General features: G+C 70.0%; 12 protein-coding genes. 6 read left to right on the forward strand and 6 right to left on the reverse strand.

Features of this window, described 5'->3' with window-relative positions:
- Both cysD and MKK54_RS06785 read right to left on the reverse strand, forming a co-directional pair.
- Nucleotides 1–942, reverse strand: coding sequence for a sulfate adenylyltransferase subunit CysD (cysD, locus tag MKK54_RS06780; protein WP_244010024.1), 942 nt, complete (start codon nt 940–942; stop codon nt 1–3).
- A complete protein-coding gene (locus tag MKK54_RS06785; protein WP_244010025.1) occupies nt 939–1,751 on the reverse strand; it encodes a phosphoadenylyl-sulfate reductase in 813 nt (270 codons plus the stop codon). The genes cysD and MKK54_RS06785 overlap by 4 nt, the downstream gene beginning before the upstream one ends.
- A gap of 259 nt (nt 1,752–2,010) precedes the next feature.
- Here MKK54_RS06785 and MKK54_RS06790 point away from each other — a divergent pair, with 259 nt between their 5' ends.
- From MKK54_RS06790 to MKK54_RS06810, 5 genes are all read left to right on the forward strand, one after another.
- Nucleotides 2,011–2,517, forward strand: coding sequence for an Lrp/AsnC family transcriptional regulator (locus tag MKK54_RS06790; protein ID WP_056185002.1), 507 nt, complete (start codon nt 2,011–2,013; stop codon nt 2,515–2,517).
- 109 nt (nt 2,518–2,626) lie between these two features.
- Nucleotides 2,627–4,402, forward strand: coding sequence for a sulfite reductase flavoprotein subunit alpha (locus MKK54_RS06795; RefSeq protein ID WP_244010026.1), 1,776 nt, complete (start codon nt 2,627–2,629; stop codon nt 4,400–4,402).
- 185 nt (nt 4,403–4,587) lie between these two features.
- The gene (locus tag MKK54_RS06800) at nt 4,588–6,384 is read left to right on the forward strand and encodes an NADPH-dependent assimilatory sulfite reductase hemoprotein subunit (protein ID WP_244010027.1); all 1,797 of its coding nucleotides are present in this window, start codon (nt 4,588–4,590) and stop codon (nt 6,382–6,384) included.
- A gap of 206 nt (nt 6,385–6,590) precedes the next feature.
- A complete protein-coding gene (locus MKK54_RS06805) occupies nt 6,591–6,788 on the forward strand; it encodes a hypothetical protein (RefSeq protein WP_056477244.1) in 198 nt (65 codons plus the stop codon).
- Between the two features lie 77 nt (nt 6,789–6,865).
- The gene (locus tag MKK54_RS06810; protein ID WP_244010028.1) at nt 6,866–7,480 is read left to right on the forward strand and encodes a TetR/AcrR family transcriptional regulator; all 615 of its coding nucleotides are present in this window, start codon (nt 6,866–6,868) and stop codon (nt 7,478–7,480) included.
- 12 nt (nt 7,481–7,492) lie between these two features.
- On the opposite strand, the gene pyrF is transcribed toward MKK54_RS06810, so the two are convergent.
- From pyrF to MKK54_RS06830, 4 genes are all read right to left on the reverse strand, one after another.
- On the reverse strand, nt 7,493–8,206 hold the full coding sequence (gene pyrF / locus MKK54_RS06815) for an orotidine-5'-phosphate decarboxylase (RefSeq protein WP_244010029.1): 714 nt from the start codon (nt 8,204–8,206) through the stop codon (nt 7,493–7,495).
- Nucleotides 8,207–8,255: 49 nt separating this feature from the next.
- Complete coding sequence (locus MKK54_RS06820; RefSeq protein ID WP_244010030.1) at nt 8,256–8,915, reverse strand: uracil-DNA glycosylase family protein; 660 nt, start codon at nt 8,913–8,915, stop codon at nt 8,256–8,258.
- A gap of 61 nt (nt 8,916–8,976) precedes the next feature.
- Complete coding sequence (locus tag MKK54_RS06825) at nt 8,977–11,184, reverse strand: xanthine dehydrogenase family protein molybdopterin-binding subunit (protein WP_244010031.1); 2,208 nt, start codon at nt 11,182–11,184, stop codon at nt 8,977–8,979.
- 56 nt (nt 11,185–11,240) lie between these two features.
- Complete coding sequence (locus MKK54_RS06830; RefSeq protein ID WP_244010032.1) at nt 11,241–11,696, reverse strand: (2Fe-2S)-binding protein; 456 nt, start codon at nt 11,694–11,696, stop codon at nt 11,241–11,243.
- Nucleotides 11,697–11,977: 281 nt separating this feature from the next.
- Here MKK54_RS06830 and MKK54_RS06835 point away from each other — a divergent pair, with 281 nt between their 5' ends.
- On the forward strand, nt 11,978–13,513 hold the full coding sequence (locus tag MKK54_RS06835) for a sensor histidine kinase (RefSeq protein ID WP_244010033.1): 1,536 nt from the start codon (nt 11,978–11,980) through the stop codon (nt 13,511–13,513).
- Nucleotides 13,514–13,538 lie beyond the last annotated feature (25 nt).

The following is a 13,538-nucleotide window of genomic DNA, read 5'->3' on the forward strand; positions in this document are numbered from 1 at the left end:
TTAGAAATAGCCCTCCTGCTTCTTGCGCTCCATGGCGCCGGCCCCGTCCTTGTCGATCACGCGGCCCTGGCGCTCCGAGGTCCGGGCGGCCAGGGTCTCGCCGATGATCTCCGGCAGGGTGGCGGCGCCGCTCTCGACGGCTCCGGTGAGGGGGTAGTCGCCGAGCGTGCGGAAGCGGACCGACAGCTCCTTCGGCGCCTCGCCGGGCTCGAGCGGCAGGCGCTCGTCGTCGACCATGATGAGCTGGCCCTCGCGCTCGACCACCGGGCGGGGCTTGGCGAAGTAGAGCGGCACGATCGGAATCCGCTCCTGCTCGATGTAGAGCCAGACGTCGAGTTCGGTCCAGTTCGAGAGCGGGAACACCCGCAGCGACTCGCCGCGCTTCTTGCGCATGTTGTAGACGTGCCAGGGCTCGGCCCGCTGGCGCTTGGGGTCCCAGCGGTGCTGGGCCGTGCGCAGGGAGACGATGCGCTCCTTGGCGCGGGACGCCTCCTCGTCGCGGCGGGCGCCGCCGAAGGCCGCGTCGAACTTGTGCTTGTCCAGCGCCTGACGCAGCGCCTGCGTCTTCATCACGTCGGTGTGGACTTCCGAGCCGTGGCTGATCGGACCGATGCCGCGCGCCAGCCCTTCCTGGTTGGTGTGGACGATGAGGTCGAGCCCGAGTTCCTTCGCCCGCTGATCGCGGAAGGCGATCATCTCCCGGAACTTCCAGGTCGTGTCGATGTGCATCAGGGGGAACGGCAGGCGGCCCGGCGCGAACGCCTTGAGCGCCAGGTGCAGCAGCACGGAGGAATCCTTGCCGATCGAGTAGAGCATCACCGGGTTCTCGGTCTCGGCGACCGTCTCCCGCATGATGTGGATGCTCTCGGCCTCCAGGCGTTGCAGGTGGGTGAGCCGTTCGGACCGGCTCGCCGCGTGGGTGGTGAGGGGTGCGGCGCTCATCGGGCCATCTCCAGGGATTTCGCGTGTTTCGTGGTCTCGAAGGCGGCCGCTTCCTGTCCGGGCGCGACGGTCTCCTCGGGCGCATGGACGTGCAGGCCGCACTCCTTCTTGGAGGCCTGCTCCCACCACCAGCGGCCGGCGCGCTCGTCCTCGCCGACCCGGACCGCGCGGGTGCAGGGGGCGCAGCCGATCGAGGGAAAGCCGCGATCGTGCAGCACGTTGTAGGGGACGTAGTTCTCGGCGACGAAGCGGTCGACGTCGGCGCGGGTCCAGTCCGCCAGCGGGTTGATCTTGATCAGTCCGCGCGCCTCGTCGGCCTCCGCCAGCGGCGTGTCGGCCCGGTTGGCCGATTGCCCGGCCCGCAGGCCCGTGAGCCAGCCGGCGGCGCCAGCGAGCGCGCGGCCGAGGGGCTCGACCTTGCGGAAGCCGCAGCAGGCCTGCCGCGCGGCGACCGAGTGGCGAAAGCCGTTGATGCCCTCCTCGGCGACGAATCGCTCCTCGGCCTCGCGCTCCGGGGCGTAGGCGCGGATGCGGATGCCGTAGGCGGATTCGGTCTCGGTCCAGGTGTCGTAGGTCTCGGGGTAGAGACGGCCCGTGTCGAGGGTGACGATCTCGGTCCGGCCCTTGTGCATGGCCAGCGCGTGGGTGAGCGCCTGATCCTCGATGCCGAGGCTCGTGGTGAAGACGAGGCGACCCGGGACCGTGGCCTCGATGAGCCCGATCCGGCCCTTGAGGTCCAGGCCGGCCATCGCCGACGCCAGGGCATGCGCCGCGTTCTCCAGCGCCGCGTTTTCCAGGTGAGAGGTCATGAGAAGCTTTGCGATGGGGACTTTGCGAAGGAGGCTGGCCGATGTGGCTTGTCTGAAACCTGAAATGTTCGCTATAACGAACGCTGTCAAGGCATGGCGGTCATCCCCGAGGGGCAACCCCCAGCCACAGGCACGACGTCCCGGCAACGGCCTCGGCCGCGAATCCGTTGCCGAGCGAAGAAAATTCCTTTTCCATCGGGCCAACGCCCCGTGCCGCTCCGCACGGCCGCAACGGCTCACGAACGACGCGAGGCCCGCTTTGGATTCGATCGACCTGAAGATCCTGGCGCTGCTGCAGCACGACGCCACCCTGTCCATCGCCACGATCGGCGAGAAGGTCGGCCTGTCGCAGACACCGTGCTGGAAGCGCATCCAGCGGCTCGAGGCCGACGGCGTCATCGACCGGCGCGTGGCCGTCCTCGATCCGGTGAAGCTCGGCCTCGGCCTCACGGTGTTCGTCTCCATCGAGACGGCCGATCACTCCCGCGAATGGCTGGAACGCTTCGCCGAGACCGTCTCGGCGATGCCGGAGGTGCTGGAATTCTACCGCATGGCCGGAGACGTGGATTACATGCTCCGCGTCGTCGTCGCCGATATGCGCGCCTACGATACGTTCTATAAGCACCTCATCGCGACCCTGCCGCTCAAGAACGTGACCTCCCGTTTCGCGATGGAAAAGGTCAAGTCCACCACTGCCCTGCCCCTTCCGGCCCCGCCCGCCAACGGACGCTTCACGCCGACGCTGTCGGTGGTCGCCGGAGAATAGAATTCTCTTTTGCACTGCACACGCAGTCACCTCCTTCTACCGTGACGTCGTTCTGTAAAACGGACAACCCCGTTGACAGCCGACCTCTCAGGACGACATGGCTTCCCACATGGCACGACACGCGATTCTCCCCCGCACGGCTCCCTTCGGCGACACCGAACGCGCGAGCCTCGACGCCGTCCTCGGCGCCGCGACCCCGATCCAGCGCGCCTGGCTCGCGGGCTTCCTCGCGGGCCTTGACGCCGGCGGCGCCCCCCAGGCGGCCGCCGTTCCGGCAGCTCCCCCGAAGGCCGCCGAGCCGCTGACCATCCTGTTCGCCAGCGAATCCGGAAACTGCGAGACGCTGGCCGGCAACATGGCCAAGCTCGCCCGCAAGAACGGCTTCAAGCCGAAGGTGGTGGATTTCGCCGAACTGGAGATCGCCAGCCTCGCCAAAGAGAAGCGCGTCGTCGTCATCGCGGCGACCTGGGGCGAGGGCGAACCGCCGGCCCGCGCGGTGCGCGCCTACAACGAGTTGATGAGCGAGGCCGCCCCGCGCCTCGACGGCGTGACGTTCGGCGTCCTGTCCCTCGGCGACACCTCCTACGCCGAGTTCTGCGCCATCGGTAAGGCGATCGATGCGCGCCTCGAGGCATTGGGCGGCACCCGCGCCCACGCGCGCGCCGACCTCGACCTCGACTTCGAGACGCCGGCCGCCGCCTGGATCAAGGACACCCTGAAGGCCCTCAGCCCCCCGCCGAGCGCCGACAACGTGGTGGCGGTGGATTTCGCCGCCCGCGCCGCCGGCGACGAGGACGACGAGGCCGAGCCGAGCCGCGAGCCCCGGGTGGTCGAGGTCATCGATCACGTGAACCTGAACTCCTCACGCTCCGACAAGGAGACCATTCACCTCGCGCTGGAATTCGAGGACGGGGCGCCCGCCTACGAGCCCGGCGATTCGCTGGAGATCTACCCGGAGAACGACCCGTCCCTGGTCGACGAGATCCTGGCCGCCACCGGCCTCGCCGGCGACGCGGCCCTGCGCCGAGCCCTGCTCTCCGAGCGCGACATCACGACCCTGTCGGCCACCACCGTGGAGCGCTTCGCCAAGGCGACGGGCCACACGGACGCACAGAAACTCATCGACAGCGGCGAGGCCAAGGCCTGGATCGAGGGCCGACACCTCATCGACCTCATCCAGAGCTTCCCGGCCACGGTCACGGCCGAGCACCTCAACACCATCACCCGGCCCCTTCCCCCCAGGGCCTACTCGATCGCCTCATCGCGAAAAGAGGTCGGCGACGAGGTCCACCTCGTGATCGCGGCGGTGCGCTACGAGACCCACGGCCGGGCCCGCACCGGCGTCGCCTCCACGCATGTCGCCGACCGGATCCGGAACGGCGCCAAGCTGCGGGTGAAGCTGAAGCCGAACCGCCACTTCCGCCTGCCGCAGGATGCGGCCACCGATATCATCATGGTCGGCCCCGGCACCGGCGTTGCCCCGTTCCGCGCCTTCGTGCAGGAGCGCCGCGCGCTCGAGGCCCCCGGCCGCTCCTGGCTGTTCTTCGGCGACCGCCACTTCACCCACGACTTCCTCTACCAGCTCGAATGGCAGGAGGCCCTGGAGGACGGCTCGCTGACGCAGATCGACGTCGCCTTCTCGCGCGACCAGCCCGAGAAGATCTACGTCCAGGACCGGATCGCGCATCACGCCAAGGAAGTGGTGGCCTGGCTCGACGGCGGCGCCAGCTTCTACGTCTGCGGCGACGCCACCCGGATGGCCAAGGACGTGCGCAACGCCGTCGTGCGCGCCTACGCCACCGTGAAATCCTTGAGCGATTCCGACGCCGAGGCGGCGGTCGCGGCACTGGAGCGCGCCCATCGCTATCAGCAGGACGTGTATTAGGGGCGAACTGAACCCTCCCCCCTATGCGGGGGAGGGTGCCTGCGGAGCAGGCGGGAGAGGGGACGACCTCTCCGGACCCGGCGCTCCCCTCACCCGACCCGCTACGCGGGCCACCCTCTCCCGCAGAGGGGAGAGGGACGCGCACCCAAGGCACCAGACAAACTCGAGAAGACCGGAATCCCGCCATGGCCGAGCAGACCCCGCCCCGCACCTACGAGACCCCACCCACCGACCGCCCGATCTCCGAGGCGGAAGCCGCGCGCGCGGCCGGGCTCGCCGCCAACGAGCACATCAAGATCGCCAGCGGCTACCTGCGCGGCACGCTGGCCGACGGCCTCCTGAAGCACGCCACCGGCGCGATCTCGGAGGATGACGGGCAATTGGTGAAGTTCCACGGGATGTACCTGCAGGACGACCGCGACATCCGGGCCGAGCGCACCAAGAAGAAGCTCGAGAAGGCCTTCAGCTTCATGATCCGCCTGCGCATCGCCGGCGGCGTCGTCACGCCGAAGCAGTGGCTGGCGCTGGACGAGATCGCCACCACCTATGCGGGAGGGGCGCTGCGCGCGACCACGCGCCAGACCTTCCAGTATCACGGCGTGATCAAGTCGAACCTCAAGCGCACGATGGCGGCCATCGACGCGACGCTGCTCGACACCATCGCGGCCTGCGGCGACGTGAACCGCAACGTGATGGCGGCGACGAACCCGGCCCAGACCGGCGCGCACAAGGCCGCCTACCAGCTCGCCAAGGACATCTCGGATTCGCTCCTGCCCAAGACCAGCGCCTGGCGCGAGATCTGGCTCGACGGCGAGCGCGTGGTCGGCGGCGAGGACGCGGCCGAGGTCGAGCCCGTCTACGGCAAAACCTACCTGCCGCGGAAATTCAAGACCGTGGTGGCGGTGCCCCCCTCGAACGAGGTCGACATCTTCGCCCACGACCTCGGCTTCATCGCCATCCTCGACAAGAAGGGGAAGGTCACGGGCTGGAACGTCACGGTCGGCGGCGGCATGGGCATGACCCACGGCGAGACCGACACCTTCCCGCGCACCGCCGACGTGATGTGCTTCGTCAAGCCCGAGGACGCCCTGAAGGCGGCCGAGGCCGTGATGACGGTCCAGCGCGACTGGGGCAACCGCAAGGTCCGCAAGAACGCGCGCCTGAAATATACCATCGAGCGCTACGGCTTGGCCGCCTTCCGGGCCGAGGTCGAGAAGCGCGTCGGCAAGCCGCTGGCCGACCCGAAGCCCTTCGCTTTCACGGGCAACGGCGACCGCTACGGCTGGACCGAGGGGGATGACGGGCGCCACCACCTGACCCTCTACGTGGCCTCCGGCCGGATCAAGGATTACGAGAACGGCGCGCAGCTGCTCACCGGGCTGCGCCGGATCGCCGAGATCCACGAGGGCGACTTCCGCCTGACCGGCAACCAGAACGTCATCATCGCCAACGTGCCGTCCGGGAAGCGGGCCGAGATCGAGGCGCTGGTCGACCAGTACGGTCTGACGAAGGGCGCCAGTGCGCTGCGCCGCAACTCCATGGCCTGCGTCGCCCTGCCGACCTGCGGTCTGGCGCTCGCCGAGAGCGAGCGCTACCTGCCGAGCCTGATGGACGAGCTGGAGGCGAGCCTCGCGTCCCACGGGCTCCAGGACGACGAGATCACCATCCGGATGACCGGCTGCCCCAACGGATGCGCCCGGCCCTTCATCGCCGAGATCGGCTTCGTCGGGCGCGGGCCCGAGCGCTACCACCTCTATCTCGGCGCGGCCTTCGACGGCTCGCGCCTCGGCAAGCTCTACGCCGAGGACGTGACCGCTACCGAGATCAAGACGATCCTCGACCCGCTCTTCGCCGCCTATGCCCGGAACAAGCAGCCCGGCGAGCGCTTCGGCGACTACCTGATCCGTGACGGCTACGTGACCCGGACGATCAACGGCCCGGACTTCCACGACAACACGGGCGCGCTGAAGAGCGCGGCCTGACCGGGCGCGGCCCGCCGGAGGGCCACGGCCCTTCGGCGTCTCGGCCTCGACACCGGGACCTCAAATGCGGCGCAACATAGGATCGCCGCGTCGCACTATTGGCGAAGGCTTACGGCCACGCTTGCACTTGCCGCAACGAAAGCGCGACTGTTCGTGAACCGTTGAGCCCTTGCCTCGTTGTCTAGCGAGACAGCGGGGAGGCGACCATGGCCAAGCACGAGATCCTGAACTTCTTCGAACATCGCCGGGACGGCGCCTGGATCTGCGTCAAGCCGTTCACGCTGACGACGAAGAGCAGCAGCGTCGACATCCGGCAGGGCATGCGCTTCGATTACGGCAAGCGCATCGGCGGCGTCGATCTCGCCGAGTACCTGGAACAACTCGGATCGCAGTTCGGCTCCTGAGGCCCGTCCGCCCACCCCGACCCGGACGTGCTTTTGACCTCGGCGGGGCGACAGCCTAGTTTGCGCCCATGACCCATATGGCGGCCATTGTCCGCGACATCCCCGACGAGGCGGCCCCGACGACCCGCTGCCGCATCCTCGCCACGGCCGAGGAGGCGTTCCGGAGCGTCGGCTACCAGAAGACCACCGTCGCCGACATCGCCAGGATCCTGCGGATGAGCCCCGCCAACGTGTACCGCTTCTTCGAGTCGAAGAAGGCGATCCACGAGGCGGTGATCCAGCGGCTGATGGACGATACCGAGCGGCGCGTGGCCCTGGCCGCGCGGGCGCCGGGCCTCGGCGTCTCCGAGCGCATCGCCAACGTGATCACGGTGATGCATCACGCCTGCGTCGAGCGGTGCAACGCCAATCCCCGCCTGCACGAGATGGTGGAAGCGGCGATCACGGAGAGCTGGGATGTCTGCCGCGCCCATGTCGACCAGATCGGCTCGGTGTTCGAGCGCCTGGTGCGCGAGGGTGTCGAGGCGGGCGATTTCGATGCCCCCGACCCGCCCCTCGCGGCGTCCTGCATCCACACGGCGGTGATCCGCTACTGCCACCCCGGGCTGGTGAGTCACTACCCCGATGCCGCCGCGCCGCCCCTGGAGGCGATGATCGCGTTCCTCCTCGGGAGCCTGCGCCGCCGGGCCTGATCCGGCCCGCGCTCAGCGCCCCTCCGCCACGTTTTCCATCTCCCGCACGATCTCAGCCGCCACCGCGCGCGGGTCCGCCGCCTGCGTGATCGGGCGTCCGACCACCACGTGGTCGATGCCGATCCGGCGCGCCTCGCCCGGCGTCATCACGCGCTTCTGGTCGCCGGCCGCCGCGCCGGAGGGCCGGATGCCCGGTGTGACGATGGCGCGGTCCGGGCCGATCCGGCCCCGCACGCTCTGCGCCTCGGCGGCGCTGCAGACGATTCCGTCGATGCCGATCTCCGCCGCCTGGGCGGCGCGGCGCGCCACGAGCTCCGCCACCGGCAGGGCGTAGCCGGCCTCCGCCGCGTCGGAATCGTCGTAGGAGGTCAGCACCGTCACGGCGAGGATCCTCGGTCCGTCCGCGCCACGGCCCCGAACCGCCGCCCGCATGGTCTGCGGATAGGCGTGGACGGTGAGGAAGGTGGCGCCGAGGTCGGTCAGCGCGCGCACGCCCTCCTCCACGGTGTTGCCGATGTCGTGCAGCTTGAGGTCGAGGAACACCTTGCGGCCGGTGGCGGCCAGACGCGGCACCAGCGCCAGTCCGCCCGCATAGGCGAGCCGGTAGCCGATCTTGTAGAAGGTCGCCGCGTCTCCGATCCGGTCGACGAGGCGTTCCGCCTCGTCCACGCTCGCCACGTCGAGGGCGACGATCAGGCGGTCGCGCGGGTCGGACATCTCGGTCATGGGACTCTCCGTGTTCGGCCGCGAGCGATCACGCGTGAGGAGCGACCTGTCAACGGGGTGCCATCGCGCGCGCGACCTCCGCCCTCAGCACGGGCAGGAGTTCGGCCTCGAACCAGGGATTGGCCTTGAGCCAGCCGCTGTTGCGCCAGGAGGGATGGGGCAGCGGCAACACGCGCGGGCGCCCCGGAGCCCCGAGGACCTCGCGCCAGCGCCGGACGGTGTCGGTGAGCCCGGCCTTCGAGCGGCCGAGATGCCAGGCTTGCGCGTACTGGCCGATCACCAGGATGAGGTCGAGGTTCGGCAATCCGGCGAACAGCTCCACCCGCCAGCGTTCGGCGCATTCGCGCCGCGGAGGCTTGTCGCCGCCCTTGGCGTCGTAGCCGGGAAAGCACGCCCCCATGGGCACAATGGCGAGCCGGCTCGCATCATAGAACGCGGCCTCGTCGAGGCCGAGCCAGTCCCGCAGGCGGGTGCCGGAGGGGTCCATGAACGGGATGCCGCTCTTGTCGGCCCGGTTGCCGGGGGCCTGGCTCGCCACGCAGAGCCGGGCGGAGGCGAGCCCCTGGACGATGGGGCGCGGCTCCTGCGGCAGCGGCGCGCCGTAGAGGGGCGCGTCACGGCAGATCCGACAGGCGCGCAGGCGCGCCACGGTGGCGTCGAAGGGGGTTTGGGCGGAAGGCGCCTCGGCGGGGTCTGTCTCGAAGAGCATGATGCCCTCCGATCTAGGCGCCCCCGCGTGCGACGACGAGAGGCCGCGTCGTCGCTCCGGCTCAGGCCCCCTTGAGACCGGCGAGATCGAGGGGCAGCGAGCGCAGGCGCTGTCCCGTTGCGGCGAAGATCGCGTTGGAGATCGACGGCGCCAGCACCGGGACACCGGGCTCGCCGATGCCGGTGGGGGCGGCGGTGGAGGGGACGATGTGGACCTCGACCACCGGCATCTCGCTCATGCGGGTAGGCTCGTAGGCATCGAAGTTGCGCTCCTGCACCACGCCGTCCCTCAGCGTGATCCGGTTGCGCAGGACCGAGGACAGGGCGAAGCCGACCGCGCCCTCGACCTGGGCGCGGATCACGTCCGGGTTGACGGCGACGCCCACATCCACCGCCGCCACGACGCGGTTGACCTTCACCTTGCCGTCCTCGGCCGTCACGTCGGCCACCATGGCGACGTAGGAGCCGAAGGATTCGTGGGCCGCGACGCCGAGGCCGCGCCCCTTCTCGGCGGCCTTCTTCGGGTCCCAGCCCGCCTTCTCGGCGGCGAGCCTCAGGGTGGCGGAGAGGCGCGGCGCGCCCCCGAGCAGGCCGAGGCGGTAGGCCACCGGATCGGCGCCGGCCGCGTGGGCGAGTTCGTCGACGAACACCTCCATCGCCTGGGCGGTGTGGGTGTGGCCGACCGAGCGCCACCACAGGACCGGCACGCCCTCGCGGGCATTGTGGACCTCGAAGCGGTAGGCCGGCAGCGCGTAGGGCGTGTCCGAGGCGCCCTCGACGGTGGTCGCGTCGACGCCGTCCTTCACGATCATGGTCTCGAAGGCGGTGCCGATCATGATCGACTTGCCGATGGTCCGGTGCTCCCAGCCCGTGATCGCGCCCTTGGCGTCGAGGCCGGCGCGGAGACGATGCACCACCATCGGCCGGTAGAAGCCGCCGGCCATGTCGTCCTCGCGGGTCCAGACGAGGTGGACCGGCGCCTTGCCGCCCGTGGCGCGCACGATCGAGGCGGTCTCGGCGAAGTAGTCGGCGCCGGGCGTCGCGCGCCGGCCGAAGGAGCCGCCGGCCCATTGGGTGTGCAGGCGGACCTTGTCCGTGGTGACGCCGAGATTGGCGGCCACGACCGCCTGCTCGATGGTGTGCAGCTGGCACCCGGCGAAGACGTCGTAGCTCCCGTCCGCCGCCCGCTCGATGGTGGCGTTCAGGGGCTCCATCGCCGCGTGGGCGAGGTAGGGGAAGGTGAACTCGGCCTCCAGCACCTTGGCCGACCCCGCGATGGCGCCGGCGGCGTCACCCTTCTTCGCGGCAACGAGGCCGGGCGTGTCGAGGCGCTTGCGATGATCGGCCAGGATCGCGTCGGACGAGCGGGTCTCGGCCGCGCTGTCGTCCCAGGTCACGCGCAGGGCCTCGCGGCCCTTCATCGCCGACCAGGTGTCCCGGGCGAGCACGGCGACGCCGGTCGGGATCGTCACCACGTCGACGACGCCCGCGACCGCGCGGGCCGCCTTGTCGTCCACGCTCTTCACGGTGCCGCCGAAGCGCGGCGAATGGGCGACCACCGCCGTCACCTGGCCGGGACGGCGGATATCGAGGGAATAGATCGCCGTGCCGTCGGTCTTGGCCACCGAATCCACGCGCGGGACCTTGCCGCCGATCAGCTTGAACTGGCTCGGGTCCTTGAGGCGCGGCTCCTGCGGGACGGGCTGCGCGGCGGCGGCCTCGGCGAGTTCGCCGAACCGGGCCTGCCGGTTCGAGGCGGCGTGCCGCACGGTGCCGGATTCGACCGTGATCTCGGAGGCCGGCACCGCCCAGCTTTCGGCGGCCGCCGCGACCAGCATGGCACGGGCGGCGGCCCCCGCCTTGCGCAGCTGGACCCAGGAATTGGCGATGGCCGTGGAGCCGCCGGTGCCCTGCACGGGGCCGAAGGCGAAGTTGTTGTAGAGGGTGGCGTCGGCCGGCGCGAAGGTGGTGCGCACCGTGGCCCAGTCCGCGTCGAGCTCGTCGGCCAGGATGGTGGCGAGGCCCGTCGTGTTGCCCTGGCCCATGTCCAGATGCTTGATCACCACCGTCACGGTGTCGTCGGCGGCGATGCGCACGAAGGCGTTGGGCGCGGCCGGCAGGGCGGACAGGTCGGGCCCGGCGGCGGCGCGGGCGAACTTCGCCGGATCGAGGGTGAAGCCGACCACGAGGGCTCCGGCGGCCACGGTGGCGCCGCCGAGGAAAGCGCGGCGGGAGGGCACGGGCGGCGTGGCCTGACGGACCTTCAGCATGGGGGGCTCCAGTTCAGACGCGAAATCGGGGGAGGATCGAGGGACGCGGCGAACGCTCAAGCGAGGCTGCGCGCCGCCTCGTGGATCGCGGCGCGGATGCGCTGATAGGTGCCGCACCGGCAGACATTGCCGTCCATGGCGCCGTCGATGTCGGCATCCGTCGGCTTCGCGTTCTCGGACAGGAGACCGATCGCCGACATGATCTGACCGGACTGGCAATAGCCGCACTGGACCACGTCGAGACCGCGCCAGGCGCTCCGCACCGCGTCCGCGACCTTGCCGGAGACCCCCTCGATCGTGGTGATCTTGGCCGCGCCGATATCGCCGATGCGGGTCTGGCAAGCGCGCACCGGCTGCCCGTCGAGATGCACGGTGCAGGCGCCGCACTGGGCGATGCCGCAGCCATACTTCGTGCCGGTCTGGTTGAGATGGTCGCGCAGGGCCCAGAGCAGCGGCATCTCCGGATCGGCGTCGACCGTGTGGGCGACTCCGTTGACGGTGAGTTTCAGCATCCCGGCCTCCAGACGCGCAGTTTGGAACGAAGCTAATCGTTGCCGATCCGTAACCATGTGCGCCAGCACACCGATGCGGGACGTCTTCGATCCCCGCGCGGGATTCGACGTCCGCCGGGGAGGCTCACGGCCCCCGAATCTTGCGGAAACCCCGACAATGCGCGGGATCTCGGCAGGCGGTTCTTAACATATCCGCATCACTCTCGGGCGGGTCGTATCCCGGCCTCTCGGCGGTCCGTTCGTTCAGGATCGCGACGCCTCCCCGAATCCTCAAGACGGTGATGACCGACCTGACTGCGGAGATGATCCAACGTGGCCGTGGCCCCTCCGCGCAGGAGTCGGTGCGCCGTCGCGAAGTCGCGCGCGACATGCGCTCGGCCCGCGAGAAGCTCACCTCGACCAGCGGGCTCGAACGCGCCTTCGACTACGAGCTGATCCGGGCCTACGCGCAGTATCGCGCCGGCGCGGTGATCCCGCTTGGCCTGCTCGGCCTCGCGATCGCGGGCATCGCCGCCCTCTGGGTCCCGCCCGTCATCGCGATGATCTGGGGCCTCTGCCTGCTGTCCACGGTGACGCTGGCCAAGCTGCTGACGCGGCGCTTCCTGGCCCAGGACCCGGCCGCGGTCTCGGTGCGGAGCTGGCGCCGCACCTTCATGGCCGCCGAATTCCTCCAAAGCACCGCCTGGGCCATGATGGTGCTCGTCGGCGCTTCGAGCGCGCGCACCTTCGTGCTGTTCGGCCTCGTCATCGTGGCGGCCGTGGCAACCATGCTCGCCGCCACCCTGCCTGCCGCCGCCGTGGCGGCCCTGGTGCCCCTCTGCATCGCCGCCCTGTCGCTGCTCGCCGTGTCGCAGGACATGCACACCATGATGCTGGTGATCATGGTGGTCGGCGCGCAGGTGTTCTTCATGGGGCTGGCGCGCCGCGTCTACGCCGCCACCGTCGAGGCGCTGCAATCGCAGGCGGAGAAGGACGCGATCTTCGGCGAACTGGAGCAGGCCAAGGCCAATTCCGACGAGGCCCGGCGCCGGGCCGAGGAGGCGAACCTCGCCAAGTCCCGCTTCCTCGCCACCATGAGCCACGAGCTGCGCACGCCGCTCAACGCGATCCTGGGCTTCTCCGAGGTGATGAAGAACGAGGTGTTCGGCGCCCACGTGGCGGCCTCGTACAAGGAATACGCGGCCGACATCCACGACAGCGGCCTGCACCTCCTCAACCTCATCAACGAGATCCTCGACCTCTCGCGGATCGAGGCCGGGCGCTACGAACTCAACGAGGAGGCGGTCCAGCTCGGCCACGCCGTGGAGGAGTGCCGCCACATGATGGGCCTTCGGGCGCGGGGCAAGAACCAGACGATCCACGAATTCGTGGACGCGACCCTGCCCCGGCTCTGGGCCGACGAGCGGGCCTTGCGCCAGATCGTGCTGAACCTCCTGTCGAACGCCGTGAAGTTCACGCCGCCGGGCGGCGAGATCACCATCAAGGTCGGCTGGACCTCGTCGGGCGGGCAATATGTCAGCGTCAAGGACAGCGGCCCCGGCATTCCCGAGGACGAGATCGGCACGGTGATGTCGTCCTTCGGGCGCGGCTCCCTGGCGATCAAGACGGCCGAGCAGGGCTCGGGGCTCGGCCTGCCCATCGTGAAGGGCCTCGTGGACCTGCACGGCGGCAACTTCCAGCTCAAGTCGAAGCCGCGCGAGGGCACCGAGGTCGTGGTGATCTTCCCCGCGAGCCGGGTGATGGAGACCCTGCCGGCCATCGAGGTGCCGGGCGAGGGCGCCGCCCCGGTCCAGGAGCGTCGCGCCCGCGCGGCCTGAGCGAAGCCCAGATCCGCCATCCCGA

The sequence above is a fragment of the Methylobacterium sp. J-068 genome, from assembly GCF_022829445.1.
Classification (GTDB): Bacteria; Pseudomonadota; Alphaproteobacteria; order Rhizobiales; family Beijerinckiaceae; genus Methylobacterium.

Coding starts and splice junctions, on each gene's coding strand:
- cysD (WP_244010024.1), bottom strand. CDS start 942: ATGAGCGCCGCACCCCTCACCACCCACGCGGCGAGCCGGTCCGAACGG.
- MKK54_RS06785 (WP_244010025.1), bottom strand. CDS start 1,751: ATGACCTCTCACCTGGAAAACGCGGCGCTGGAGAACGCGGCGCATGCC.
- MKK54_RS06795 (WP_244010026.1), top strand. CDS start 2,627: ATGGCACGACACGCGATTCTCCCCCGCACGGCTCCCTTCGGCGACACC.
- MKK54_RS06800 (WP_244010027.1), top strand. CDS start 4,588: ATGGCCGAGCAGACCCCGCCCCGCACCTACGAGACCCCACCCACCGAC.
- MKK54_RS06805 (WP_056477244.1), top strand. CDS start 6,591: ATGGCCAAGCACGAGATCCTGAACTTCTTCGAACATCGCCGGGACGGC.
- MKK54_RS06810 (WP_244010028.1), top strand. CDS start 6,866: ATGGCGGCCATTGTCCGCGACATCCCCGACGAGGCGGCCCCGACGACC.
- pyrF (WP_244010029.1), bottom strand. CDS start 8,206: ATGACCGAGATGTCCGACCCGCGCGACCGCCTGATCGTCGCCCTCGAC.
- MKK54_RS06820 (WP_244010030.1), bottom strand. CDS start 8,915: ATGCTCTTCGAGACAGACCCCGCCGAGGCGCCTTCCGCCCAAACCCCC.
- MKK54_RS06825 (WP_244010031.1), bottom strand. CDS start 11,184: ATGCTGAAGGTCCGTCAGGCCACGCCGCCCGTGCCCTCCCGCCGCGCT.
- MKK54_RS06830 (WP_244010032.1), bottom strand. CDS start 11,696: ATGCTGAAACTCACCGTCAACGGAGTCGCCCACACGGTCGACGCCGAT.
- MKK54_RS06835 (WP_244010033.1), top strand. CDS start 11,978: ATGACCGACCTGACTGCGGAGATGATCCAACGTGGCCGTGGCCCCTCC.